Raw genomic sequence first — 24,402 nt, forward strand, 5'->3', positions numbered from 1 at the left:
TTGGACGGGCGGCAACCGAAGCCCGCCGCTAGGCGATCCCCTCATCCGAGGCCAGCCTCCGCACCCCCGGCACATGCTCATCCAGCTCCCCCGGTTCGAACCGGCACATCCCCACCACATGCCAGAACTCGCCCGCCATGTCACCGTCGTACTTGTAGCCGCCGGACGGGGTGAGGGCCGCCCAGCCGCCCGGTACGCCGACCAGGGTGGCCCGGAGTGCGGGGGGTGCCCCGTCCTCCGGGACGGTCCACAGGCGGACCGTGCCGTCCGCACCGCCGCTGGCCAGGAGGGAGCCGTCGGGGCTGAAGGCCAGGGCGAGGATCCGGCCGGTGTGGCCGGGAAGTTGGCAGGTGTCGGTGCCGGTCTCGGGGTTCCAGAGCCGGACGGTCCGGTCGTCGCCGCCGGTGGCCAGCAGGGGGCGGGACGGGTGGGCGGCGGCGGCCCACAGCCGGCCGGTGTGGCCGCGCAGGCGGTGGACGAGGGCGCCGTCCCGCCAGACGATGGCCTGGCCGTCCCAGGAGGCGCTGGCCAGCCAGGCGTCACCGGGGCCGTAGACCACCGCGTACACCCGGTCGGTATGGCCGCCGAGTTCGGCCAGCAGCCGGCTGCCGTCGTGGTCCCACAGCCGTACATAGCGGTCATCGCAGCCGGTGGCCAGCGCGGAGCCGTCGGCCCGGAAGGCGATCGAGCGGACCCGGCCCCGGTGCTGGGCCAGGGTGGTCACCTGGGTGCCGGTGCTGCGGTACCACAGCCGGACCGTGTCGTCGTCATTGGCGGTGGCCAGGAGTTCGCCGTCGGCGCTGAAGGCCTCGGCCCACACATGGTCGGTCTCGGCGTCGAGTTCGCGCTCGTACTCACCGGTGACGGTGTTCCAGAGGTAGACGTCGCCGTCGCTGCTGACGGTGGCGAGCACCGTGGTGCGGGGATGGAACACGGCCGACACCAAGTGGCCCCCACGACCGGTGAGTTCACGTACCCGGGAGCCGGTGGCCGGGTCCCACAGCCGTACCACGCCGTCGTTGCCGCAGGCGGCCAGGTGGCCGCCGTCCGCGCTGAACGCCAGCCCCGTCACCTTGCGTCCGTGCCCGCGCAGAATGCGCCGGCCCTGCCCGGTGGAGGCGTCCCACAGCCGGACCACTCCCTCGTTGCCCACGGACACCAGCAGCGGGCCCCCGTCCGAGCCGCCGCCGGGGCGGAACTGGCAGGCCCAGACCGACCCCTGGTGGTCGTCGGGCTGCCGGCGCAGCGGGGCGGCGGACCAGTCCCCGGACTCCCGGCCGAGCTGCCAGAGCCGGACCTCGCCGTCGCTGTCGCCCGCGGCCAGCAGGGTCCCGCCGGCGTCGAACACCACCTGGTACACCGCGCCGCCCCGGGTGCGCACCGGTGCCATGGCGGGGGTGCCGGCGACCGGGTCCCACAGCCTGATCTGCCCCTCGGTGTCACCGCTGGCGAGCAGCCGGCCGCCGGGATGGAAGGCGAGGGTGTACACCCGGCCGGTGTGGCCGGTCAGACGGTGGAGCAGCCGCCGTTCGGCGACCTGCCAGACGCGGACGGTGCCGGGTCCGTCCGCGCCCCGGTCACCGGTGGCCAGCAGCGAGCCGTCCGGGCTGAACGAGGCACGGTAGACGGCCCCTTGGTGGCCCGGGAGCTCACCAAGCAGACTGCCGGTGGCGGTGTCCCACAGGCGTACGGCCGCCTCGGCGTCACCGGTGACCAGCACGCTGCCGTCGGGGCTGAAGACGGCGGTATAGACGGGAGGCCGGTGGCCCGGCAGCCGGTGGGCGACGGTTCCGGTGGCGGTGTCCCAGAGGGTGACCGTGCCCTCGGGGTCCCCGGTGGCCAGGCGGGTGCCGGAGGCGTCCAGGGAGACCGGCCACACCCCGTCGCGGTGGACCTCCAGTTCATGGCGGCAGGTCCCGGCGACCGGGTCCCACAGCCGCACCACGCCGTCCGCCCCGCCGGTGGCGAGCACCTGGCCGCGGAACTTCACGGCATAGACCCGGCCGGTGTGGCCCTGGAGGGTGCGCAGGGCCGTGCCGGTGGCCGCGTCGCACACCAGGACCCCGCCGTCATCGCTGCCCAGGGCGAGGAGTTCGCCGCCGGGGCTGAAGGCGACCGGCTCGGGCAGCCGGCCGGTGCGCATGCCATAGCCGTACGGCACCCCGACCGCCGAGGGGCGCAGGCCCGGTTCCGCGGGCAGCCCGGGCGCGATGGAGGCGAACCGCAGCTCCGGGGTGTCCAGCAGGGCGGGTTCGGCCGAGGCGTTGATCAGCGCCGCCTGGTACCAGCGGCTGTCGGCCACCCGCGCCCGGTGCAGTGTGGTGCGGATCAGCCGGGCGCCGCGCAGATCGGCGTCCCGCAGGTCCGCCCCCGTCAGATCGGCGTCGGCGAGGCGGGCGCCGGCCAGCCGGGCACCCCGGAGCACCGCCCCGGCCAGGCCGGCCCCGGCCAGGCTGGCACCGGTCAGATCGGCACCGGTGAGGTCCACACCGGAGAAGTCGCGGTAGGAGAGGTCCTCCCCGGCCAGCAGGGCGCCGCGCAGATCGGCGTGGGCCGGGACCCTGAGCCGGCTGAGGACCTTGAGGGCGTTCGCCCTGGCGGCGGCCTCCGTTTCGGCACCGTCCTCCGGCCGGTCGGCGCCATCTCCCGACCCCTCGGCCAGAGTTCGTTCGGCCCACTCCCGGCAGAGGCGGTGGTCGGCGATATCGCAGAGGAACTCCACCGCCAGCTGGCTCAGCGCCCGCCGGGCCAGCAGCGCCAGGGCGTCCTCGTCGGCCTGGCCCAGCGCGGCGGCCATCTCGCGCGCCACCAGCCACTCCACCACCGAGCCATGGATAAAGCGGAACAGGCCGTCATCGGTGCGCACCAGCAGGCTGCCGGAGCCGACCGCATGCGCCGCCTGGGGCACCGAGAGCCGGCTGTCGGCGAGTTCGGTGAGGGCCTCGGCGACATCGGTCAGCTCATCCAGCCGCAGGGCGCTTTCGCCGCTCTCCCACAGCCGCAGGGCCAGTGTGGTCACCGCACGCCACAGCTGGTGCAGGCTGAGCCCGGGCAGCCCGCCGCGGCCGCCCTGCCCGCGCCGCACCTCGAACTCCAGCCAGGCGGTGAAGACTTCCTCATAGAGCCCGGCCGGGCTCAGCGCGCGCCCGGCCCCGGTCACCGTCCGCAGCCGCTCATGGTCCAGGCCGGCGACAAAGCTCAGCAGCCGGGGATTGCGGCACAGGGTGAGCAGGTCAGGAACGGCCTCCAGCAGCCGCAGCCGCCGGTCGGCGGCCTCCTGGTCGCCATAGCGGGCCACCAGATAGGCGCGGATCTGCCGCGGGCTGAACTCCTGGAGTGCCAGCAGCCGGCGCTGCGGCAGCAGTCCGACGCGCTCGCCGAGCGCGGTGAGCACCTGTGCCTGGGACCTGAAGTGCTGGGTGCGGCTGGTCACCACGATCTTGGCGTTGTCCACCGCGGCGTCCAGCAGCACCTGGAGGTGGTCGGCGGCCCGGTCATAGCTGACATGACGGACCAGCTCGTCGAAGCCGTCGAAGAGCAGCACGATCCGGCCCTGCCGGAGCATGTAGCGAAAGGCCCGCAGATCGATGCTGTCCACGCCATGGGTGGCCAGGTGGGCGGCGACCAGCCCGTCCAGGGTGTGCGCCTTGTCCAGGGTGTTGAGCTCGATCAACAGCGGTGACAGATGCGGCAGTTCGGCGGGCAGCCGACGGGCCAGCTCCCGCAGCGCGAAGGTCTTGCCATGGCCGAACTCGCCGAGCAGCAGGATGAACCGTCCGTGCTCGGCGTCCAGCAGCCGCACCAGGTCGTCCACCACCGCGTCCCGCTCCACCGCCCCCGGCCGCTCGATCTCCCGGTAGCGCTGCGGCAGATAGAGGCCCGGCGGGTACTGGGGGTCATTGCCGAGCCGCTCGGTCTGTGCCGCGACATGGACCCGGAGGTCCAGCAGCCCCTGGAACTCGGTGAAGCTGCGGATGAGGACGCCCCGGCGGCGCGCCGCCTCCCGTGCCTCGGACGGTGGCGGCGGGCCCTCGTGGACCAGCACCGCGTCGGTGTCGATGCTGGACGCCCGGAGCCGGTCGAGGAGTTCGCGGGCCTCCTCGGTGCCCAGGGTGCCGGTGTGCACCACGATCCGCTGCTGGCGGACGAAGCCCGACTCGGTCCAGGTGGCCAGCAGTCCGGGCAGTTCCCCGGACACCCGGCGCAGCTGGACGCCCTCGTAGCGGACCCGGCAGACCTCGGCGACGCGTGCGATCAGGCCGTCCAGCGGGCCGGCCGCCGCGCGGGGCTCGGCCTCCGGCTCCAGCGCCCCGTCCGTCCCGTCCATCCGCTCCGCCCCCGGCAGGTCCTGTCCCGGACCGGCGGACGGGTCCGGCTCCCCGGCGGCGGATCCGGGCGACGGGCGCGGCGGCCCGAAGACATGTCCGGCCCCGCGCCAGGAGTTCTCCCACTGCCAGGGCGGCCGGCCGGGCCAGCGGGTGAGGCCCTCGACGGTGATGCGCAGCAGCTGGTAGCGGCCCGGGGCGGTGGTGCCGAGCACCGGCAACTCCCCGGCCGCCAGCGGGAGTCCGGCGGCGGTGGGCGCGTCCGGGGCGGGCCGGGAGGCGCCGAGCGGACCGTGGAGCAGCAGGTGCAGCCGGGGTCCGATCAGACGGGTGAGGGCGTCCGCGTCGCGCAGCACGGCGGCGTCCGGCCGACGCGCGGACTCGGCCGCCCGGCCGCCGTCGAGCCGCCGGCCGGTCTCCGGCGGGTGGCGCACCGCCCCCAGGCGCAGCCAGCCCCGCTGTTCATAAGGGCGCAGGGCCTGCGCGAACCAGGCCGCCTGTTCGGGGCCCAGCCAGCCGTACCGGTCGTCCGGCCGGTGGCTGTAGGCCATCGAGGAGTTGAGCCCGGCGACCACGGTGCGCAGGGCCGGCACCGGGAACAGGGTCCAGGGCTGGTCGGCGTCGAAGACGGCGCCGAGCCCCTGGTAGAGCTCCTGGAACAGCCGGGTGTAGTGGCGCCACTTGGGCCAGTAGGGCGGTCTGGGCTGGAGTTCGTCGGCCTCGCAGGTGCTGAAGTGGGCCCGGCAGGCGGCCAGGTTGACATCCTGGCCGCCGGGCACCACCACCAGGCGGTCGGCGCCCAGGTTGAGGCGGGCGCGCAGCCCGGTCAGGAAGGTCAGCGCCTGGTCGCACTCGCGGGGGCCGCCGGATGCGGTCAGGTCCCCGGTGACCACCAGCAGGTCGGGGGCGGGCGCCCCGGCGTCGGTGAGTTCCACGAGATGGCCCCACAGCGCCGCCTGGAGTCCGGCGGGATCGGCGCCCCGGCCGAAGCCGGGCCCGGCCAGATGCAGGACGGACACGGCCTGGCGGGCGTGCACGCCCTCGGCCGCCGACGGGTAGTCGGGCGGTGCGGCGGGCCGGCGCCGCCCGGACCAGCCCAGGCCGCCGGGCGCCGGACCGGACGGCGTGTGCGAGGTGGCGGGCGGCGGCGGGACGGCGGGGGAGCCGCCCGGGAAGCCGGGATGCCGGTCGGGACGGGCCCGTCCGGCGAGCGCCTGGCCCACCCGGGTCAGCAGCAGATCGCGGGCGGCCGTGCTCTCCTGGACACCCACCAGGTCCACATAGGTGAGGGTGGCCAGCAGGCCCTCCACCGGGATGTCCTCGACCCGGACGGTGATCAGCTTGCGGTCCGGGGTGTCGGGGTCGGCGCGCAGGGCCGCCTGCCATTCCATGCGGCCGTAGCGGGAGCGCTCGTAGTGGTGGGAGAGGACGGCGATGACGGCCGCGGACCGGCTGACGCCGCGGTCCATGAAGTCGACGAAGTTGGTGCCGGGGACGAAGTCCCAGGCCTGGATGACGGTGCGGTACCCGGCCTCCTCCAGGGTCCAGGCTATCCACGCCGCCCAGGGTTCGTCGGCCGGCGAGTAGCTGACGAAGAAGTCCAACGCCCCTTGATCATCGGGGAGTTCACCGCGATCGGCCATGACTCCATGGTACGGATCGGCATCGCACGGGTCACCGCATCCTCCGGGGGTCATGCGATCCTCTGGCCATGTCTTTTGTGAAACGGCTGCACCCGCTGGACTGGCTGGCGGGGGGAATCCTGATCTGCGGCCTGCTGTGCCTGGCCACCGGGGCGCTGCCGGCGGATCACGCACGGTCCGCGATGACCAGGATCGCGCCCCTGCTGGCCTTTCTGGGCACGGTCATCGTGCTGGCCGAACTGGCCACCCGGGCCGGGGTGTTCGATGTGGTGGCCTCGGCGGTGGCCCGCGCGGGCCGGGGCAGCTACGCCGCCCTGTTCGTGCTGTGTGTGGCCTTCGCCTCGCTCACCACCATGACCCTCAACCTGGACACCACGGCGGTGCTGCTGACCCCGGTGATGCTGGCGCTGGCCGCCCGGGTGGGGATCGCCGCGGTTCCGCTGGCCATGACCACGGTGTGGCTGGCCAACACGGCCAGCCTGCTGCTGCCGGTGTCCAACCTGACCAATCTGCTGGCCGCCGACCGGGTGGCGCTCTCGCCCGCGGGGCTGGCCGCGCGGATGTGGGCCCCCCAACTCGCCGCGATTCTGGTGACCATGGGGTGCCTGTGGCTGTTCTACTGGCGCTCCGGCCGGCGCGGCGCCCAGCGCTATGAGCCGCCCGGGCTGTACCGGCCCGCGGATCCGGTGCTGTTCTGGGTGTGCGGCCTGGCCTGTGCCGGCTTTGTCCTGGTGCTGCTGGCCGACGCCATCCCGCTGTGGGCCGCGTCCGCGGCGGCCGCGGTGGTCGTGGTGGCGGTGTACGCGGTGCGGGAACCGGCCACCCTGCGCGCCTCCCTGGTGCCCTGGCGGCTGCTGGTGCTGGTGCCGGGACTGTTCCTGGTGGTGGAGACGGTCGATGCGCATGGCCTGCACCACCTGCTGTCCTCGGCGGTGGGTTCCGACGGCGGGGCGCTGGGGGTGCTCCGCGCCGGGGCGGTCGGCGGGAGCATGTCCAACGCGCTCAACAACCTCCCGGTCTATCTGGCCGGTGAGTCCGCGGTACCGGTGGCCAACCACGACCAGCTGCTGGCCCTGCTGGTGGGCACCAACGCGGGCCCGGTGATAACCCCGTGGGCCTCGCTGGCCACCCTGCTGTGGTTCGAGCGCTGCCGGGCGCAGGGGGTACGGGTGCCGCTGGGACGGTTCATGGGTACCGGCGTGCTGCTCGCGGTGACCGCGGTGCTGGGGGCCTGCCTTGCCCTGGTCCTGGTCGGCTGACCTTCCGGGGACGGGCGCCTTCCGGGGACGGGCCGCCGGCGGCCGGCCGCGCCCGCACGGCCAAGCCGCAGGACCGCGGCCGGCCCACGCCGCTCAGCGGGCCCCGCCGTTGACCACCTCCAGCAGGCGCGGAAGATGCTCCGGCCGTCCGGCGACAAAGCTGCGGTCGGCCTCCGCGCCGGCGCCCCCGCCGGAGAAGGGCCCGCCGTCCAGAGCACGGATCTCCGCCCCCGCCTCCAGGGCAAGCAGCGCCCCGGCCGGCAGATCGATGGTCTCCGGACGGTAGCCGACAAAGCCGTCGATGTCCCCACGGGCGAGCATGGACCAGGTCAGCAGCGGCGCCCACAGCTGGAGCAGTCGCCGGGAGTGGCGCTCCAGCCCCGCCCGCAGGGCCCGCGCCCGGGGATCGTCCCTGGTCACCCGGTACCCCTGGGTCCAGCCGATCAGGGGACCGGCCGGGGACGGCGGGCGGGCGGTGACCCGCAACCTCCCCTGCGGGCCCCGGGCCCCGCAACCGCTCAGCGCGCTCCAGGTCCGGTCGGTGACCGGGTCATGCACCACACCGACCACCGGCACCTCCCCGGCGCACAGGGCGATGCCCACCACACAGGCGGTCAGCCCGATCGCCACATTGTTGCTGCCGTCCAGCGGATCCACCAGCCAGGTACGGCCGTTGGGCGTGCCACCGCCCCCGGACTCGCCCGCCTCCTCCGCCAGGATCCGGTCCTGCGGGAAGCTCTCACCGATCCGCCGCACGATAAGGCCCTCGGCGAGGGTGTCCAGTTCGGTGACCACATCTCCCAGGCCCCCCTTCTGCCGCACCGCGTACTCGCCCTGAAGACGGGCCCGCAGCAGCGCACCCGCCTCGCGCGCGGCGCTCACCGCGAGCCGGTACTCGGCGGAGAACCGCTCCGTGGGCGGCGGGGCGCCGTCCGGGTCATCGACGCTGAGGAGCATGGAGCCTCCTGAGAACGGCGCCCGCGGTACGGGCGGACTGCGCGAAGTCGCAGTGCTGTCGTACCACCCGGTGCCCCGTCCCATCCAGCGGTCCGAGCGAGAGGTCCCGGCCGCCCGGCCGGGTGCGGCCCAGCAGCAGGGTCGCGGCACCGTCATCGGGCAGCACGGTGGTGTGGAACTCGCCCGCGGGGTGGGTGTAGATCTCACCGGCCCCACTGGTGCGCGCGGCACCCGGCCGGCAGGTCACCAGGCGTCGCGTCGGCCGCAGTTCGTCCACCCCCGAGGGATGGCTGACCACCTCGAAGACGCGGTGCGTAGGCGCGTCCCGCCGGTCCGCCACGCTCATCTGGACGTTGACCACCCGCCCGTACAGTACACAGCTGACCAGATCCCAACTGTGCGCATGCACCGGCGAGGTGGTCAGCGGAGCCGCCGCCTCGCCGGACTGCGGTCCCCCGAAGACATGGACGCACACTCCCTGGTCCTCGTCCCGCTCCACCGGAAGGCACAGGAACCCCAGCGGATGCCGGACGGCACACAACTCCCGCCTGCCCGCGGCGATTTCCTCCAGCGCGGCCGTACCGGCCCGTACCAGCGCCTCGGTTCCGCACCGCCCGCCGGCCGCCTGCTCGAACAACCCGTAATCCACCCGTGGACAGCCCACTCCCCGCCCGTCCACTCCCCGTTCGCCCACTCCCCGCTCGTCCACGAAACCCCTCCCCATGCCGCCGCCGGTTCACCTCCGGTAGGGGTCCTCCGCATGCAGTGCCTTGTCCACGATCTCGCCGACATCCTGATCCGAAAAGGCCGTTGGCAGGGGCAGATTGACGCTCTCGAAAAGCCGGCGCGCCTCGTCCACGGTCGGTTCCTCGCTCAGCGTCTCGGCATGGCGCAGATCGACGGGCGTGGCCTGCTCCCGGCTCTGGTGGAGCTCGGTGACGTAGTAGTCGTACAGCGGCCGGTCCCGCTCCACCAGCAGATTCACCCGCCGTGCGTCGTCCTGGGTGATGATCAGGCAGGTGTCCGACAGATCGAACCGCAGGGTGGGCACGCCCGAGGACAAATACACATCGGCCTCCAGGGTGTCCAGCCGCTGCCGGTGCCAGCACACGGCCAGCACGGTGGCGAAGGCTTCCTTGCGTGCCCGTTCAACGCTCCATGGATCCGGCGGCAGCAGGCCCAACTGGTGGGCGAAGGTCTGCCGGAACCGGGCGTAGGCCGCGCAGGCCCGCTCGTCGGCCGGGTTGACGATATCGATCTTCATATCGAGGGGCCGCCGGTGGATCCTCGCCAGCCGCACACACACCGGCAGTGTCACGGCCCGCAGATAGGTCCCGGTGCCACCCTTGAACACCCAGCGCTGGGTGGTCTGCCGGGCCCGGTCCAGCTCCCGTTCGAGATCGTCCCCGGACAGCGACCGCACCATGACCAGATCCTCGATCGCCCGCCGGGCGCCGTCCGTCGCCTCGCGCATATCGGCCATCCGGCGCCGCCGTTCGGACAGGTTCCCGTAGACCAGCGCACCGAGCACCAGCAGGGTGGCACCCGAACCGAAGCCCGCCGGAAGGTGGTTGTCGAAAATCTCCAGCAGCCCGATGACCAGGGCCGCGCCCATCGCGATGACCGCGTCCAGATTCCTGATGGTCCAGGCGACAGCACTCTCGATCCGGCGCCCGGCCAACGCGGTTCTGTCTGAGACCGTCACAACCGACCCTCCCCCGCTATGGGTTCATGGTAGGAGCGGGGGAGGGGCGGGGGGTAGGCCGCGAGGGCGCCGTTCCGGGGTGCCGGGTCCGCCGCCATATGGGTGAATGGCGTTCGGATTTCTTTCGATGGATCTCCCGGAGGAGTATCCAGGGAATACCGCCGGCGAATCGAGGGGCTACCCACGCAAGAGCCCAAGCCGGCAATCCCCGAGGGGGTGCCCGGAATGGCCTTCCGGTCTTTCAGTATCACGGTGCAGAACTGGACGGGTGTGCCCTGGACCCGGCACACATTCAGCCTGGATCACGGGGAGTGGTCGGGGGACCAGGTTCCTCCGGAACACATTCCCAGGGTCTTCCTCGACCCCGTGACCGGCGATGCCCGGCCCGGCACCGCGTTCTTCAAGAGCGAATCCGATGGACTCAACACCGGCGTCGAGGGCAACTGCGACTACAACGCCGACAACGGTGACGGCAACTTCCATATGTTCTGGGACAACCCGGCCGAGGGCGGCAACAGCTTCAACGCCCAGGCGCCGCCCCGCTATCAGCTGTTCTGGGGTGACCCCGGCGGCGGAGACGCCCACATCACCATTGACATCCGCCGCAACTAGGCGGATTGAGCGGCTGAAGCGGCAGTGTCGCAGCGGGCGCTGCCCGGGCGGGAGGCCCGGGCAGCGCTCTGCGGTTCGCGGTGGTCAGCGCAGAACAGCCACGGCCGCGTTGTAGTCGGGCTCCTCGGTGATCTCCTGCACCAGCTGCGCGTGGATGACCTTGTCCTCGGCGTCGAGCACGACCACGGCGCGGGCGGCCAGGCCGCTCAGCGGGCCGGACTCCATCGCCACACCGTAGTCGGTGAGGAACTCACGGCCGCGCATCGCGGACAGGGTGACCACATTGGACAGTCCCTCGGCACCGCAGAAGCGCGACTGCGCGAAGGGCAGGTCGGCGGAGACGCACAGGACCACGGTGTTCTCCAGGTCGTTGGCGACCTGGTTGAACTGGCGCACGGAAGCGGCGCAGACGCCGGTGTCGACGCTCGGGAAGATATTCAGGACCTTGCGCTTGCCGGCGAAGTCACCCAGCGAGACATCCGCCAGGTCCTTGGCGACGAGGGTGAACGCCGGTGCCTTGCTGCCGGTCTGCGGGAAGGTGCCGCCGATGGTGACCGGGTTTCCCTTGAAGTTGACCTCAGACATAAAACGTCTCCTGCGGTAGAGCTGATACGTGGGTTGCGTCAGAACCCCGAAATCCTATCGAGCCGGGCCATCGCCGTCGCTGCCGCTCCAACGGCCTGGTCACTCGGCGGCCTCGGCCGGCCCGGTGGGCGCCGGCGCCAGCCGGGTGAGCACCGCGCCCAGTGTGGACAGCACGGCGGGCGAGTTCCGGCCATCCGCCGACTCAGCTTCGCCCAGGGGAGCCAAAGGAAACGTTCCAAGCACTGGCAGCCGCCCCTCGCTCGCTGGCCGAAAACCGCCCTGTGCCCAGCGGCGGTTCGGCCGGAACCCTTGGTTCATGAGTACGGCGTGCCTACCGTCGCTCAATCATGGCCAAAAGGTCACGAGGAGCGACTCTAGGAGCGCCCATGTACTGGCCAACACGCCGCGCGCTGACCGCCGCCCTGGTCGGCGCCGCCTGCGCGGTTCTCCCCGCCACCTCCGCGGTGGCCCAACCGGGCACAGCCGCGAAGACCGATGTCATCACCACGCCCATCCAGGTCGTCGACGCCGCGCATCCGCTGCCCGCCGTGGGCAGCAGATGGGATGCCAAGGCGCAGCACCAGTCCGCCCAGTGGCGGGAATCCATACCGCGACTCCCGGCCACTCTGCACGAGCACGGCGAGGTGACAGCACAACGGCTGGGCACCACCTACACCTCCACGGCCCGGGACACCTCGGCGCTCGCGGCCGGCGTGGACCTGGCCGCCTGCCGGCGCCTGCTGCCGACCTCCGGCGAACGGATCCTCAACCACTACGAATACTGCCGCGTCACCCCGTTCGGATACTCCGTGGTGAGCGGCGGCAAGGTGATCGGCACCGTCTCCTGGCGCAACACCACGGCCGGGGACGGCACCAAGGGCGCCCGGATCGTTCGCATGACGACCGGCATGGACCAGTTCCGGCGAGTGGGGGTGACCACCGACGGACTCCTCTCCATCGGCTGGTCCACCAGCGGCTACCGCGGCCCTGACGGCAGCAACAAGGCATGCGATGCCATTGGCTCCGGGCCCAAGCTGCTGAGCGAATGGCAGGCCGGCGGGACCGACATCCACACCCTCTCCTCGGCGAAGAACGACGGCTACGGCCGCGACCATGTGGCCCGCTGCGCCATCCGTTCGACCGTGACCAACACCGGTGGCACCGGCACGGTGCTGGACAACGGCGTTCGGTTCGACTCCGCCACCTATCTGGGCTCCAATGGCGCGGGGATATTCGACCGGGTCATGCCGGTGATGGGCCAGTACAGCGTCACCAGTACGCGCAACGGGGCGGTCGCCCGCCACATCAAGCTCGCGCAGACCAACCCCGCGGCCACCTATCCGCCCGCGCCCGCCGGACACACCAAGTCCATTCCCGGCAGCATCGCTTCCGGCAAGCCGCTGCACCGGCTGGTGTCCAACTGGGACGCGACGGCCGACGCCGCGTACAAGAAGAACCGCAGCAAGGTCGCGAGCACCTGTGCCCCTCTGCCGCACAAGGCGGGCGAGGAGTGCGACGAGTACCCCTTCGCCTCGTCCTGGGAGGGCGCGGGCAAGGGGGACGGCAACTTCTCGGTGAAGTATGTCGACGGCACCCAGAACGGCAACGCCGGAACCGACTTGAACAACTGGTATGTCGCCGACCGCATCCTGCACAAGGACGCCTTCTACGTCAGCATCCACTGACCCGGTGCCATAGCTGGATGACATAGCCCTCCAGACCGTTGAACAGCGGCGGGTCCGCGGCCTCTTGCCGTGCCCGCGCCTGCGGCCCTCCGCCATGCCGGTACAGGCGCACGGCGTATGGTCCGGGCCCGCCCAGTTCCAACGGCTCGCCCACCGGCCCATGCGGCACCGCCCAGGCCGTCACCGCCCCGGACGGCACCTCGAGCACACACTCACCCACCGGCGACCCGGCCGGCCGCTCCGGCGGCGGCCCGTCCCACAACTCCAGCCGCACCGCGGCGTCATGCATGGCGACGGTGCTGGCGACCATCAGCCCGCTGCCGTTGACCGCGACCTGCCGCCCTTCGAGCGCCGGGAGCCGCCATGGCTGCTCGCCGAACGGCGCCTCCGCGTCACACAGGGCGAACTGCCCTCGCTCGACTCCGACCACCAGCTCGGACATGCGCAGCACAGCAGTCAACGCGACCTCCCGGTATCACGGACACCACTGGTGCGTACACGGTAGCGTCGGCCACCGCTGGGCCGCGCCTGACGGCCCTTGGCGTACACCTCAACTACCGCTGGGTTCAGCGAATTACCGGTAATCGCCTACACGGGTATACGTAGTGGGTGGGCCGATCACCTTCAACGCACTGGATATGCCGGCCGGCATGGAAGCAGCGGGCCGGAATCCCTCCCCCGAGGGCGGCTGAAACGACGGTTTCCCGGCCCGAGTTGCGCTGCCGCGTAATGCCGTCGCCGACGGAGGCTCATCGCCCTGAACAGAGGGCCGGCAAGCGTTTACGCGCGGATGCCGCTACTCCATTGGAGTGAGAACGGCCCCCGTCCCTTCCGCCAGGACACCACCGCGGTGCAGCCTCGACTGAAGGGGAGCGATGCCTTCCCCCCTTCAGGAGAGGAGCCCTTTACGTCCTCCCGTCTCACAACCTTCCGCGCAGCACTCGCCGTTGGCGGTGCGATGGTGCTGCTGATCACCATTCCGGCCAGCAGCTCGGCCGCGAGCGGCCAGCTTCAGTACCTGCGGGCCGACAACAATGTCTAGGACACCCTGGACGATCCGCCCAGCGATTCATGCCGCCCCATTCCCGGCGGTGCCGTTAACGCGACCAATCGCACCGACTCCTTCGCCACCCTCTACAAGAACTCGGTCTGTGACAACGCCCATATGATCAAGAAGCTGGACCACAATGGCGGGCCGCCGTCGCAGTGGGACAGCGGCACCACCCTGGTGGTGGCGGACCGGGTGGTGTTCACCAGCAGCTGAGGCAGCGGACCGGCAGACCGGCCACCACTCAGACTGCGAAGGGCCCACCGTTCCCGAAGGCCAACTCGGCGAAATGCTCGGCGATTCGGCGATGGGCGGCCCCATCCGGATGGACGGCGTCCGGCAGCGGCAGCTCCGCGAAGTCCCGTTCCCCGTACAGGGAACGGCCGTCGAGGTAGTGCAGGTTGGGGTCTTCGGGGGCGCGTTGCTCCGCGATGCGGGACAGTTCGTCCCGGATGACCCTGAGGGTCAGGCGGGTGGGGTCCGTGGGGTCGCCCAGAGCTCGGAAGCATGCCTGGGGGCGGCAGTCGAGGTCCACGATGATGGGGCCCGGGGTGTCCTCCTGGATGGGGCAGAGGAGGGGGGAGAGCAGGAGTAGCGGCGTCTCCGGGTGGCCCTCCCGGATGGTGTCGAGCAAGCCATGTACCGCCGGGGCGAACGCCCGCAACCGCATCAGATCGGTGTTGACCAGGTTGATGCCGATCTTGACGCTAATCAGGTCCGCGGGAGTGTCCCGGATGACTCGGGCGAGGAAGGGGTCGAGCAGGGCGTTGCCGCTCAGCCCCAGGTTGATCAGCTCAACTCCGCCCAGCGTGGCGGCCAGTGCGGGCCAGGTGGTGCTCGGGCTGTCCGCGCTGGTGCCATGGCTGATCGAACTGCCATGGTGCAGCCACACTTTGCGCCCCCGGTCCGGTACGGCGTCCACCGGTGCGTCGGTGCGCAGCGCGAGCAGGTGGACGATCTCGTTCTGGGGGAGCCAGATCTCGATGTCCTTGGGACCGGCGGACAGCCCGGTGAAGCGGACGGTGCCGGGCGGGCCGGGGCGGAGGGTCTCGGACAGGGTGGTCATGTCGACGGTGCGGATGTCGCCTTCGGGCACGCTGGTCTGTGCGGCGAGGTGGCCGTCGATATGGAGGTCGTAGACGCCGTCGGCGGGGGTCGGAAGGTCGCGGTAGACGGTTCTGATGGGGTGCACATCCAGCTCGACGGCGGTGGCGCGGGTGCGGAAGGCCAGCCGGACGCCCGAGGGGGCGGCCTCGGCCCGGGCCAGGAACTGATCGGGGAACTGCTGCCGGGCCCAGGCGGGCAGCCGGTGCGGAAGCAGGCCGCGTGCGCTGCGTTCCAGATCCAGGGCGCCACGCAGGAGGTTGCGCTCGATGGGGGTGGTGATCCAGGCGGTCACGGGGGGCCGGATACCCGGAACCCGCCGCCTGGAACCCTGTTACCTGAAGCCAGGTAAAAGGGATTTCGGCCGAGAGCGCGCCATCGTCGGCGCCGTGATCCGGTACCCGCGCCAAACGACAACGTCGGCCTCCAAGGCCACAATCGGGACTTGAAGGCCGACGTCACGCGAGCCCCGGATCGACCGACAGCATCCGAAATCCGTTCGGGGCCCCTCACTTGGTTCCTCAGGCGGCGAGCAGCTCCAGGTCCGCCACCACCCGGGCCGGACTCGGCATCACCGCCATGTCGTCGTACAGCTCCCGCGCACCCTTCGGATACCGGTCGTCCCCGAGGACGTCGGCGATCGCCGCACGGACCTGCGCCGGGTCGTTCTGCGGAGCCGCCTCCGGGAGCACCCGGGCCGCCCAAGCCGCGGCAAGGAGCTCGGCCGACGCAAACTGGTCCGACAGCTGCGGCAGGACGACCTGCGGAAGCCCGAACGCGCAGGCTGTCATCGTGGTGTTGGCACCGCCGTGGTGCACCACCGCGTCACAGTCGCGCAGGAACATGTTGAGCGGCACCGGCTCCACCACCCTTACGTTGTCGGGCAGTTCACCGAAGCCCTCGTGGAACTCCGGGGCCGCGGTCACCACGGCCTCGACGCCCTCAAGTCCCGCGAAGGACTCGATGATCGTCCGGAACAGGCCGGTGCCGTTGAGCACCAGTGTCTGGTGGCCCAGACAGACCGCCACCCGGCGCAGCCCCTCCGGAGCCGGTACCCGCAGCCACTCGGGCACGGCGCCGACGCCGTTGAAGGGCACGTAGCGGATCGGCGCGCCCGGCGAGGCGCTCGGGTGGCGCAGCGCCGGTGGGCACGGGTCGAGCAGCAGATCGGGGTCGGGCAGCCCGTCGAGGCCGAGCCGGTGTGCCGCTGTGTACAGGAAGTCGCGGGCCGAGGCGCGGGACGGGCCGCTGAGCGGGTCGACGCCCCAGCGGTGCTGCACCGACGGCACTCCGAGCACCTTGCCGATGATCGAGCCGGTGAGCTCCATCTGCTCGGACACGATCAGGTCGGGGCGCCAGTCGCGGGCGAACTCCAGGTAGGCGTCGAGCAGATAGCGGGCGTGGATCTCCCACAGCTTGGTGGCGCCCGCCATCTTCTCCGGCGGGGTCGGCCCCAGCAGCTCCAAGGGCCTTACCCCGGGCCGGAGGGTGCGCTGCAGCAGGTCCAGGCCGTGGAAGCGGTCTCCGATGTCGACGGCGGATATCCCCGCCCCGCGGGCCGCGTCCGTGACGTCAGGCTGCGCGGCGACCGTCACCTCGTGTCCGGCCCCCTTCAACGCCCAGGCCAGCGGCACCATGGGGGTGAAGTGGGTGGGGAACGGGGTGCTCAGCATCAGTACGCGCATGGTCCTCTGTCTCCTCGGGGGGTGTCTGGGGCTGGGTCTCGTCGACGTTCACGTCGTTCATCAGGAGGGCGAACCGGGAGGTGGTGGTGACCACGCCCATGCGCCTGCTCTGTCATCTCTGTCGTACTCACGCCCGCACCGTCCGATGGGAGACCAGGTCCTCCAGGACGCCGACCGCTTCGGCCGCCCCGGGCATCTCCCCGATCTGCTGCCGCAGCGATGCCGCGCCCTGCCGGTAACCCGGGTCGGTGAGCAACGCGCGGACGGCGTCGGTGAGATGGGTGTCGTTGTTCTGGAGCCCGGCCGAGTCGAGGCTGATCCCGGCATCCGCGTCGGCGACCTTGTCGCCCGCGATGAACTGGTCGCCCACCTGCGGAAGGATCAGCTGCGGTATACCGAGCGCGGCCGCGCCGAGCGTGCTGCCCGCGCCGCCGTGGTGGACCACCAGGTCGGCGCCGGGGAACAGGACGCCGGGTGCCGTCTCGTCGGTGTACGACATCGTCTCCGGCAGTGCCCCGATCGCCTCGCGGAACCGGGGCGGGGCCGACACGACCGCCTCGACGCCGCCGGCGCGCTCCAGTACGCCGACGACGCGGCGCAGCAGCGGGGCGCCGCCCAGTTCGAGGGTGTGCCCGCCGAGCGCCACCGCGACCCGGCGGCCCGGGGATGCGGCGTAGGCCCAGGGGGTGCGGCCGCCCGTGTGCGGGACGGGGCGGATCGGGCGGCCCTCCGGGGCGTCGGTGCTGCGCAGCGCGGGCGGCGCGGGGTCGAGGATCAGACTGGGCCCCGGCACCGAGTCCAGGCCGAGGCGCCCGCAGAGGGGGCCGAGCCACATCAGGGTCATCCTGAGCATGGACGTGCTGGTCGGGTTCACGCCCCAGCGGTGCTCGACGCTCGGGATGCCGAGTACCTCGCCGACGATCGGCGCCGCGAAGTCCATGTGGTCGGAGACCACCAGCTCGGCTTGCCAGTCACGGGCGAGCTCCAGGTAGTCGGGCAGGTGGTACGGGGTGTGGTTGCGCCACATCTGGGCGGCGCCGTCGATCTCCTGCGCGGGCGGGCGGCCCACGGCCTCGATGGGGCGCGGGCCCCGCGGCCCCTTGCCACCGCACAGATCCTCGTAGTGGAAGGCGTCCCCGTAGGTCACGGTCGCCAGGCCCGCGGCCTCGGCGGGCCCCGTCACATCGGGCTGGCCGGTGACGAGGACCTCGTGGCCGGCCGCCTGAAGCGCCCGGACGAGCGGCAGCATGGGCAGGAAGTGGGTGGCGACGGGGGAGCTGATGAACAGGACGCGCATCACAGGTTCTCCAGGTCACGGACGACGGCGGCGGGGCTCGGCATGGCGGCCATGGTGTCGGCGAGCTCCGCTGCGCCCTTGGCGAAGCGCTCCTCGGTGAGCAGGGTGCGCACGGCCGCCGCGACGGCCGCCGGGTCGTTCTGCTCGTCGGCGGTGGCGAGGCTGAGCCCGGCGTCCGCGGCGGCGAGCAGCTCACCGCACTGGAACTGGTCCGCCAGCTGCGGCAGGATCAGCTGCGGCACTCCGCGACCGGCCACAGTGAGCAGGGTGTTGGCGCCGCCGTGCGTGACGACCGCGTCCATCCGGTCGACGAAGCCGTTGAGGGGCGTCGGCGGGATAAGGCGCACATTGGACGGGACGGTGCCGAGCCGGTCGAGGAACTCCTCCTGCACCGTCATCACCGCCTCGGCCTCCGGGATGTCCCCGAAGGCCTCGATGATGCCGCGGAACATCGGGATGCCGCCGAGCGCGATGGTCTGCCGCCCCATCGACACGCAGACCCGGGGCCGCTCGCCGCGCTGCCGCAGCCAGCCGGGCACCTCGCCGGTCCCGTTGAACGGGATGTGCCGGACCGGGGTGGCCGCCGGGGTTCCGGGGCACAGCAGCTGGGGCGGCGCGGGGTCGAGCACCACGTCCGGCCGCGGCAGTCCGCCCTCGATGCCGAGCCTTTCGCAGGCGCCCGCGAGCAGGTCCTCGGCGGTGCCGCGCATCAGAGGGCTCATCGGGTCGACGCCCCAGCGGTGCGACACCACCGGGATCTTCAGGGCGCCGCCGACGAGCAGCGCCGCCCAGTCGAGCATCTCCGAGATGACCAGGTCGGGCCGGTACTGGCGGGCCACCTCCAGGTAGCGCGGGGCCTGATAGCGGGAGTGCAGTACCCAGATCCGGGAGCCGATGAGGGTCATCTTCGGAGTGTGCGGGCCCACCACTTCGATGGGCCGCTTGTCCGGTGGCAGCGCCGGGGACAGCAGGTCCTTCCCGAAGAACGGACGGCCCACGGTGACCGTGGACAGGCCCGTGGCGCGGGCCATCGGAACGATGTCGGGCTGCCCGGCGACTAACACCTCGTGCCCGGCGCCGCGCAGTGCCCAGGCCAGCGGCGCCATGCAGGAGAAGTGGGTGGGCTCGGGGCTGCTCAGGATCAGTACGCGCATGGGGGGTCCTCGTCGGGCTCGTCGGAAGGGGAGTCGGCGGTCTCCGGCCGGTGCTCCGGGCTGCGGCGCACCGCCTCGGCGAACGCGGTCACAACGGTGTCGGCGAACGCGGCGGGCAGCCGGTCGGTGCGCACGGCCGCGGTGGCCAGGGCCTCGTCCGGGGTGATCCGGACGTCGAACTCCAGCCCGGTGCACATGGTGAGCTCCCCAATCCGCCCCAACTCGACTGTGCGGCCGTCGAGTTCGAGCACGGGGGTCGGGGTTCCCGCATCAGGAAGCTGGGCATGGGCCCCAGTGCGCCGCCGCCGGTCAGCACGACGGTGCGTGCGAGCCGCGCACCGCCTGGCTCCTGGGCGCCCAGCGCTTCGTCCACGTTTGTGACCGCCTGCCGCGGCGGGCCGCCGCCGTCCGCCTGGTGGGGTGGCCAGAGCCGCGGGTGCGGCAGGTCGACGCGGCAGCTCCCGTGCGTGCCGCTCGCACACGGCGAGGCCGGGGCCGGGCCAGGGGGATGAGGAGCCCCAGATGCTACGTGCCCGCTTGGCGGTGAACAGGATGCGCACGGCGGAGCTCCGGGGGATCAGCGGGGAGAGGGGGGACAGGGGGCGGGGGCCGCCAGTCGGCCGGGACCACAGCGTGGCCACCGGCCTTCGGACCTCGCTCGCGCCGCACTTGAGCTGCGCTCGACCGCGTGCGGTCTGCCCGTTCCCCCTTCGTCTCCGGATCGATCCCGACGAACAGCAGCGCCATCACTCATGGGGCGGACGGGCCCGCTTCGGCCCGTCCGCCCCATGGTTTGTGGGTCAGCCCTCTTCGGCCGGGGTCATGAACTCCAGGGTCCAGGTCTCCTGGAAGTCCATGGAGGGCGCGGCGAGTTCGATCTGCGCGCCACGGTGCCCGGCGCGCAGGGCGAGGCCCTTGTCGTTGAGGATCTTGACTCCGCCGATGACCCGCTCGAAGGTGAACCTCGCCCAGTCGTCGCGCGGGACGCTGTTGACCCAGAGCTTGTCCTCGGGGATCACCAGGCCCGCGGATTCGTGCTGGGCGAGGCGGATGACATATGGCGAACCCGGGACGGGTTCAATGGGCTCGATGAGCCACTCCTGCTCGATCGGGAGCGGATTCAGGCGGTCGGTGATCACGGGTGCGCCGTTTTTGACGGCGTACTCGGTGGCCGTCACCAGGGAGGCCGGGCCGATGATGTGCGCGTGGATCTTGTATATGCCGGGCCTTACCGGGATGGGAGGCATGCGTGACGTCCCCTCTCTCGCGGTCCGCTTCCGCTGACGGCGGGGTGCCCTCAGCGCACGCCCCACCCTGGTCGCGCTCCCGGCGGCTGCAAAGGGCCGGATGCGGCCATCGCGAATACGGCGGGGAACGCTCGATCGCGGGTGCGAAGCCGGTCAGCCGGTGCCGATCCGGTAGAGCGAGTGGGTCCAGTCGAAGCTGTTGTTGCTGGTGTACCAGTTGTAGCGGCCCCAGTTGTAGCGGTAGTTGGACGGCCAGGGGTCGCCCCAGTACACCCAGGTCCGCTGGGTGGCGTCATAGCCGTAGAGGACATGCATATGGCCGCCGCCGGACCGCCAGCCGATGCGGGTCTCGATGGGACGGGAGTTGTTGATCTCGGTTCTGATGGTGGAGTGCTGGAGCGGGTGGCCCACATAGGAGCCGGGGCCGATGCCCGCCCAGGAGAGGGCGTTCTGCACATTGCCCAGGTCCGCCTGCCAGTTGGGGCAGTCGGAGCCCTGGGAGCGGCCGAAGGCCGCGTTGCAGAACTGGTTCTGGGAGTAGGTGCGGCCGAAGTAGTGGGCGATGGTGTTGCCCGAGGCGGCCCAGCACCAGTTGTTCTTCTGCTGGGCCTGCATGGTGATGTTGAGCTGGACCTCCGCCGAACTGGGCGGGTCCTGCGGGGCGGCGGTGGGGACGGTGAGCAGGGCCGCGGCCGAGAGGGCCGCGAGCAGCGGGACATGGGTCATCGCGCTTCTCCCGTGGTGGGGGGTGAACGAGGAGAGCGCGTCCGGACGCTGGGGAGAGGATCGGACAGCGGCCGGCGGGGGTCAACTCGCCCCGGGGCCGGGTGTGAACGGGCCAGGGCTCGCCGGGAGAAGGAGCGGAGTTCAGGGGTGCTGGGGCTGTCAATGGGCGTGAAAATTCACAGGACGGTGCGGGGCTGGAAGGCGCCCGGGACGCCTTCCAGGTCGCGGGGTGCGGCAGGCGGCGGGCTCACATCCGCCGGGCGTCCGCGGCCAGTTGGCCGTCGGTGCCGAGCACGCCCTCGCCGTACAGGTCCTGCACCCAGTTGGTCTGGTAGACGGTGTCCAGATAGCGCTCGCCGAGGTCCGGTGAGATGGCCACCGCCGTGAGGTCCTGTGCGTCATGCCGGGCCAGCCACTGCGCCGCGCCGCTGACCACGGTGCCGGTGGAGCCGCCGAACAGGAAGCCGCGCCGGGCCAGTCGGTGGCAGGTGCGGATGGTGTCGGCCTCCTCGACCAGGATCACCTCATCGACATAGGACTCGTCCAGCAGCGCCGGACGGACACTGGTGCCCAGGCCGGGGATCATCCGGCGGGCCGGCGGGCCGCCGAAGGTGACCGAGCCCACGCTGTCCACGGCCACCACCCGTACCGGACGGTGCGACTCCCGGAAGTAGCGGGCGCAGCCCATCAGCGTCCCGGTGGTGCCGGCCCCCACGAACAGCACATCCAGCTGCGGGAACTGGCGGGCGATGGACGGCGCGGTGGTGCGGTAGTGCGCCTTCCAGTTGGCCGGGTTGCGGTACTGGTTGAGCCAGACGTACTGGTCGTCGGAGTCGATCAGCTTGTGGATATAGGCGATCCGCGCGCCCAGCAGCCCGCCGTGCGGGTCCGGTTCGGTGATGATGTGCACCTGGCTGCCCAGGGCCTCCATCAGCCGCCGGGTGGACAGATTGCAGCGGGCGTCGGTGACGCACAGAAAGCGGTAACCCCGGCTGGCCGCGATGATGCTCAGCGCCACCCCCAGATTGCCGGAGGAGGACTCCACCAGCGTCGCGTCCGGGGTCAGGGTGCCGCTGCGCTCCGCGGCCTCCACCATCGCCGCCGCGGCTTTGAGCTTGATCGAACCGGCGAAGTTGAAGCCTTCACATTTCAGGAAGAGCGGGAACCCGACGGTCGCCCGAAGGTCGACGTAGAGCTCGTCCTCGTTGAAGTCCATGGGGATGGAAATGACTCGCATGGCGCGCCCCTCCTCGGCTGTGGTGCTCCGGCCGTTCACCCGTACCTGCGCAGTTCATGGAAGAAGTCCTCGATGATGTGCAGCCGGCCGGAGCGGGCCACTTCGTCGTAGACGTATTTGCCGACGGCCAGGTCGAGCACCCCGAGGCCGAAGGGGGAGAACACGACCGTCCGGTCCGGGGGCACGGCGACCCGTCCGGCGATCACGTCGTCCAGGGTGCCGTTGAGGAACCGCCGCCCGCCGGTGAGCCGTTCGGCCAGGTGCGGCGAGGTCTCGGCCTTGAGGCAGTGCTCGATGTCATCAACGAAGTTGGCCGAGGCGAGCAGGATCTCGGGGGCGAGATCGCGCAGCGAGATATGCAGCACCAGCGGGTGGTGGTCGAACCAGGACGCCTCGGTGATATGCGGCTTGCCCGCGATGGTGGCGAAGACCACCAGATCGCTGCAACGAATGAGCTGTTCGGGACTGTCGTGCACGGTGATGCCGGCCTTGGCCTGGGACTGTTCTGACTGTTCCAGGTAGGTGCGGAAGCCCGCCGCGCTCTCGGCGGACAGGTCGTGCACCCCGATCTGCTCGAAGGACCAGCCGGTGCCGGCCAGGAAGGTGTGGATATAGCGGGCGATCAGACCGGTGCCGAAGAAGCCGATACGGGTGGGGCGTTCCCGGCCGCGGCTGAGACGGTCGGCGGCCAGGGCCGCGGAGGCGGCGGTCCGGCTGGCGCTGATGATGGAGCTCTCCAGGCAGGCGAAGGGGTAGCCGGTGTCATGGTCGTTGAGGATCAGCACCGCGGAGGCACGAGGGACGCCGGCCGCGACATTGGCGGGGAAGCTGGAGATCCACTTCAGGCCGTCCACCGCTGCCTCGCCGCCGATGGAGGCGGGCAGCGCGATGATCCGCGCCGAGGGGCGGTCGGGGAAGCGCAGGAAGTACGACGGGGGGTTGACCGAGGCGCCTTCGCCGTGCAGCCGATAGGTGGCCTCCACCAGGTCCGTCAGCTGCTGTTCCCGTCCCCGCAGGGCCTGTTGGACCTGGGCGCCGGAGATCACCGCGAACGGTGGCACGGCGAGGGGGCCGGCGGACTGGGCTTCGGTGGGGGAAACGGTGGTCATGGAGCGGTCACCTCGATGGTGGGGGAGCAGTCGGACAGGCGGACCTGGTCGGCCAGCGCGACCAGCACTTCACGGGGCCCCTCGAAGGGCTCTCTGCCATGTGCGGTACGGATGTTGTCGACCAGCAGCAGATCGCCCGGCTGCCAGGGCTCGCGCAGCGCATGGGCCTCGTACACCTCATTGAGCAGCCGCACCACGTCCTCGCCGATGGGCTCGCCATCGCCGAAGCAGGTGTTGAACGGCAGCCCGTCCGCGCCATAGATGTCCAGCAGGTACTCGCGCACCTCCTCGGCGATGGTCCACTCATTGAGGAAGGCGACCTGGTTGAACCAGCAGCGCCGGCCGCTGACCGGATGGCGTACCACCGCGCTGCGCCGCTGGCGGGTGCGCAGCCCGCCGTCGGGCTGCCAGGCGAACTCGATGGCGTTGGCCCGGCAGTAGTCCTCGACCACGGCGCGGTCATCGGTGCCGAATGCCTCGGCGACCGACGCCCCGATCTCCTCGTTGTAGTTGCGGGTGAGCAGCCAGCCCTCGGTCTCGAAGCGCTTGACCAGGTCGGCGGGGAGCGCGTCCAGGACGGCGGGGGAGTCGGCCACCACGGTCGCCCCGCCCTCGGCGGGGGCGGTCAGGCAGGCGAACAGCATCAGGCCCGGAAACCGCAGGGCGTAGCTCATCTCATGGTGCGGGCACATCTGCTGGTTCTGCGGCCATTTGGTGGCGGAGAGGACGCCGTCGGCGAGGGTCTGCCGCGGGGCGAAGGTCTCCAGCTCGGTCAGCAGGCCGTCGGCCAGCTCCCGGAAGACGGCACCGGTGCCGGCCGGGTCCGTCAGGCCCAGGCCACGGACCAGTAAGGAGCCGTGCTCGGCCACGGTGGCGCGCAGGGCGTCCCGGTGTCCGGCCGCCCAGTCGCGCGGGTCGCCGGGGGTCGGTATATGCAGGAGTGGCGGGCGACCGGGGGCCAACTCCGGTTCGAGTGAGTGGGGTTGGGGCCGGGATGGCATGGGGTGTGGGTCCTTTCACGGCT

Annotated in this window: 19 protein-coding genes; 3 read left to right on the forward strand and 16 right to left on the reverse strand. The window is 71.6% G+C overall.

What is annotated here, in order from left to right:
• Window positions 1-28 precede the first annotated feature (28 nt).
• Window positions 29-5,968, reverse strand: coding sequence for a TIR domain-containing protein (locus tag ACIHFE_RS24370; RefSeq protein ID WP_400109577.1), 5,940 nt, complete (start codon window positions 5,966-5,968; stop codon window positions 29-31).
• 68 nt (window positions 5,969-6,036) lie between these two features.
• Between ACIHFE_RS24370 and ACIHFE_RS24375 the strand changes: the two genes are divergently transcribed.
• Window positions 6,037-7,227: an SLC13 family permease gene (locus tag ACIHFE_RS24375; RefSeq protein WP_400109578.1), complete on the forward strand. Its 1,191-nt coding sequence runs from the start codon at window positions 6,037-6,039 to the stop codon at window positions 7,225-7,227.
• Between the two features lie 93 nt (window positions 7,228-7,320).
• Here ACIHFE_RS24375 and ACIHFE_RS24380 read toward each other — a convergent pair whose 3' ends face one another.
• Genes ACIHFE_RS24380 through ACIHFE_RS24390 form a run of 3 tightly spaced genes read right to left on the reverse strand, consistent with a single transcriptional unit; the run spans window position 7,321 to window position 9,889 of the window.
• The gene (locus ACIHFE_RS24380; RefSeq protein ID WP_400109580.1) at window positions 7,321-8,184 is read right to left on the reverse strand and encodes an inositol monophosphatase family protein; all 864 of its coding nucleotides are present in this window, start codon (window positions 8,182-8,184) and stop codon (window positions 7,321-7,323) included.
• Window positions 8,165-8,893, reverse strand: a complete 729-nt coding sequence (locus tag ACIHFE_RS24385; RefSeq protein ID WP_400109581.1) for a hypothetical protein — start codon at window positions 8,891-8,893, stop codon at window positions 8,165-8,167. The genes ACIHFE_RS24380 and ACIHFE_RS24385 overlap by 20 nt, the downstream gene beginning before the upstream one ends.
• Window positions 8,894-8,920: 27 nt before the next feature.
• A complete protein-coding gene (locus tag ACIHFE_RS24390; protein WP_400109583.1) occupies window positions 8,921-9,889 on the reverse strand; it encodes a hypothetical protein in 969 nt (322 codons plus the stop codon).
• Between the two features lie 252 nt (window positions 9,890-10,141).
• Here ACIHFE_RS24390 and ACIHFE_RS24395 point away from each other — a divergent pair, with 252 nt between their 5' ends.
• Window positions 10,142-10,501: a hypothetical protein gene (locus tag ACIHFE_RS24395; RefSeq protein ID WP_400109585.1), complete on the forward strand. Its 360-nt coding sequence runs from the start codon at window positions 10,142-10,144 to the stop codon at window positions 10,499-10,501.
• A gap of 84 nt (window positions 10,502-10,585) precedes the next feature.
• On the opposite strand, the gene tpx is transcribed toward ACIHFE_RS24395, so the two are convergent.
• Window positions 10,586-11,086 carry a thiol peroxidase gene (tpx, locus tag ACIHFE_RS24400; RefSeq protein WP_400109586.1) on the reverse strand — a complete coding sequence of 167 codons (501 nt, stop codon included), beginning with the start codon at window positions 11,084-11,086 and terminating at the stop codon, window positions 10,586-10,588.
• Window positions 11,087-11,472: 386 nt separating this feature from the next.
• On the opposite strand from tpx, the gene ACIHFE_RS24405 reads away from it, so the two are divergent.
• Window positions 11,473-12,771, forward strand: coding sequence for a NucA/NucB deoxyribonuclease domain-containing protein (locus tag ACIHFE_RS24405; RefSeq protein WP_400109588.1), 1,299 nt, complete (start codon window positions 11,473-11,475; stop codon window positions 12,769-12,771).
• On the opposite strand, the gene ACIHFE_RS24410 is transcribed toward ACIHFE_RS24405, so the two are convergent.
• The 11 genes from ACIHFE_RS24410 to ACIHFE_RS24460 form a co-directional block, all read right to left on the reverse strand.
• Window positions 12,758-13,231, reverse strand: a complete 474-nt coding sequence (locus tag ACIHFE_RS24410) for a hypothetical protein (protein WP_400109590.1) — start codon at window positions 13,229-13,231, stop codon at window positions 12,758-12,760. The two genes, ACIHFE_RS24405 and ACIHFE_RS24410, sit on opposite strands and share 14 nt — an antisense overlap.
• Before the next feature lie 832 nt (window positions 13,232-14,063).
• Complete coding sequence (locus tag ACIHFE_RS24415; RefSeq protein WP_400109592.1) at window positions 14,064-15,218, reverse strand: GDSL-type esterase/lipase family protein; 1,155 nt, start codon at window positions 15,216-15,218, stop codon at window positions 14,064-14,066.
• A gap of 226 nt (window positions 15,219-15,444) precedes the next feature.
• Complete coding sequence (locus tag ACIHFE_RS24420) at window positions 15,445-16,608, reverse strand: nucleotide disphospho-sugar-binding domain-containing protein (RefSeq protein WP_400109593.1); 1,164 nt, start codon at window positions 16,606-16,608, stop codon at window positions 15,445-15,447.
• A gap of 127 nt (window positions 16,609-16,735) precedes the next feature.
• The gene (locus ACIHFE_RS24425) at window positions 16,736-17,905 is read right to left on the reverse strand and encodes a nucleotide disphospho-sugar-binding domain-containing protein (protein WP_400109594.1); all 1,170 of its coding nucleotides are present in this window, start codon (window positions 17,903-17,905) and stop codon (window positions 16,736-16,738) included.
• On the reverse strand, window positions 17,905-19,059 hold the full coding sequence (locus tag ACIHFE_RS24430) for a nucleotide disphospho-sugar-binding domain-containing protein (RefSeq protein WP_400109596.1): 1,155 nt from the start codon (window positions 19,057-19,059) through the stop codon (window positions 17,905-17,907). Before ACIHFE_RS24430 ends, ACIHFE_RS24425 begins: the two co-directional genes overlap by 1 nt.
• Window positions 19,047-19,256 (reverse strand): hypothetical protein, encoded by a 210-nt coding sequence (locus tag ACIHFE_RS24435; protein WP_400109598.1) that lies wholly within the window; start codon window positions 19,254-19,256, stop codon window positions 19,047-19,049. The genes ACIHFE_RS24430 and ACIHFE_RS24435 overlap by 13 nt, the downstream gene beginning before the upstream one ends.
• A gap of 603 nt (window positions 19,257-19,859) precedes the next feature.
• The gene (locus ACIHFE_RS24440) at window positions 19,860-20,306 is read right to left on the reverse strand and encodes a hypothetical protein (protein WP_400109600.1); all 447 of its coding nucleotides are present in this window, start codon (window positions 20,304-20,306) and stop codon (window positions 19,860-19,862) included.
• 153 nt (window positions 20,307-20,459) lie between these two features.
• Window positions 20,460-21,032: a papain-like cysteine protease family protein gene (locus ACIHFE_RS24445; protein ID WP_400109601.1), complete on the reverse strand. Its 573-nt coding sequence runs from the start codon at window positions 21,030-21,032 to the stop codon at window positions 20,460-20,462.
• Window positions 21,033-21,279: 247 nt separating this feature from the next.
• Window positions 21,280-22,269 carry a 2,3-diaminopropionate biosynthesis protein SbnA gene (sbnA, locus tag ACIHFE_RS24450; protein WP_400109602.1) on the reverse strand — a complete coding sequence of 330 codons (990 nt, stop codon included), beginning with the start codon at window positions 22,267-22,269 and terminating at the stop codon, window positions 21,280-21,282.
• A 35-nt stretch (window positions 22,270-22,304) separates the two neighbouring features.
• Window positions 22,305-23,378 carry a 2,3-diaminopropionate biosynthesis protein SbnB gene (gene sbnB / locus ACIHFE_RS24455; RefSeq protein ID WP_400109604.1) on the reverse strand — a complete coding sequence of 358 codons (1,074 nt, stop codon included), beginning with the start codon at window positions 23,376-23,378 and terminating at the stop codon, window positions 22,305-22,307.
• Window positions 23,375-24,379: a TauD/TfdA family dioxygenase gene (locus tag ACIHFE_RS24460; protein ID WP_400109606.1), complete on the reverse strand. Its 1,005-nt coding sequence runs from the start codon at window positions 24,377-24,379 to the stop codon at window positions 23,375-23,377. Before ACIHFE_RS24460 ends, sbnB begins: the two co-directional genes overlap by 4 nt.
• Window positions 24,380-24,402 lie beyond the last annotated feature (23 nt).

Origin of the sequence: Streptomyces sp. NPDC052396, assembly GCF_044593195.1 — a bacterium.
Classification (GTDB): Bacteria; Actinomycetota; Actinomycetes; order Streptomycetales; family Streptomycetaceae; genus Streptomyces.

Excerpts from the sequence above, each read along its gene's own strand:
- ACIHFE_RS24370 (WP_400109577.1), bottom strand. The coding sequence starts at position 5,968 with ATGGCCGATCGCGGTGAACTCCCCGATGATCAAGGGGCGTTGGACTTC.
- ACIHFE_RS24375 (WP_400109578.1), top strand. The coding sequence starts at position 6,037 with ATGTCTTTTGTGAAACGGCTGCACCCGCTGGACTGGCTGGCGGGGGGA.
- ACIHFE_RS24380 (WP_400109580.1), bottom strand. The coding sequence starts at position 8,184 with ATGCTCCTCAGCGTCGATGACCCGGACGGCGCCCCGCCGCCCACGGAG.
- tpx (WP_400109586.1), bottom strand. The coding sequence starts at position 11,086 with ATGTCTGAGGTCAACTTCAAGGGAAACCCGGTCACCATCGGCGGCACC.
- ACIHFE_RS24405 (WP_400109588.1), top strand. The coding sequence starts at position 11,473 with ATGTACTGGCCAACACGCCGCGCGCTGACCGCCGCCCTGGTCGGCGCC.
- ACIHFE_RS24420 (WP_400109593.1), bottom strand. The coding sequence starts at position 16,608 with ATGCGCGTACTGATGCTGAGCACCCCGTTCCCCACCCACTTCACCCCC.
- ACIHFE_RS24425 (WP_400109594.1), bottom strand. The coding sequence starts at position 17,905 with ATGCGCGTCCTGTTCATCAGCTCCCCCGTCGCCACCCACTTCCTGCCC.
- ACIHFE_RS24430 (WP_400109596.1), bottom strand. The coding sequence starts at position 19,059 with ATGCGCGTACTGATCCTGAGCAGCCCCGAGCCCACCCACTTCTCCTGC.
- ACIHFE_RS24435 (WP_400109598.1), bottom strand. The coding sequence starts at position 19,256 with ATGTGCACCGGGCTGGAGTTCGACGTCCGGATCACCCCGGACGAGGCC.
- ACIHFE_RS24440 (WP_400109600.1), bottom strand. The coding sequence starts at position 20,306 with ATGCCTCCCATCCCGGTAAGGCCCGGCATATACAAGATCCACGCGCAC.
- ACIHFE_RS24445 (WP_400109601.1), bottom strand. The coding sequence starts at position 21,032 with ATGACCCATGTCCCGCTGCTCGCGGCCCTCTCGGCCGCGGCCCTGCTC.
- sbnA (WP_400109602.1), bottom strand. The coding sequence starts at position 22,269 with ATGCGAGTCATTTCCATCCCCATGGACTTCAACGAGGACGAGCTCTAC.
- sbnB (WP_400109604.1), bottom strand. The coding sequence starts at position 23,378 with ATGACCACCGTTTCCCCCACCGAAGCCCAGTCCGCCGGCCCCCTCGCC.
- ACIHFE_RS24460 (WP_400109606.1), bottom strand. The coding sequence starts at position 24,379 with ATGCCATCCCGGCCCCAACCCCACTCACTCGAACCGGAGTTGGCCCCC.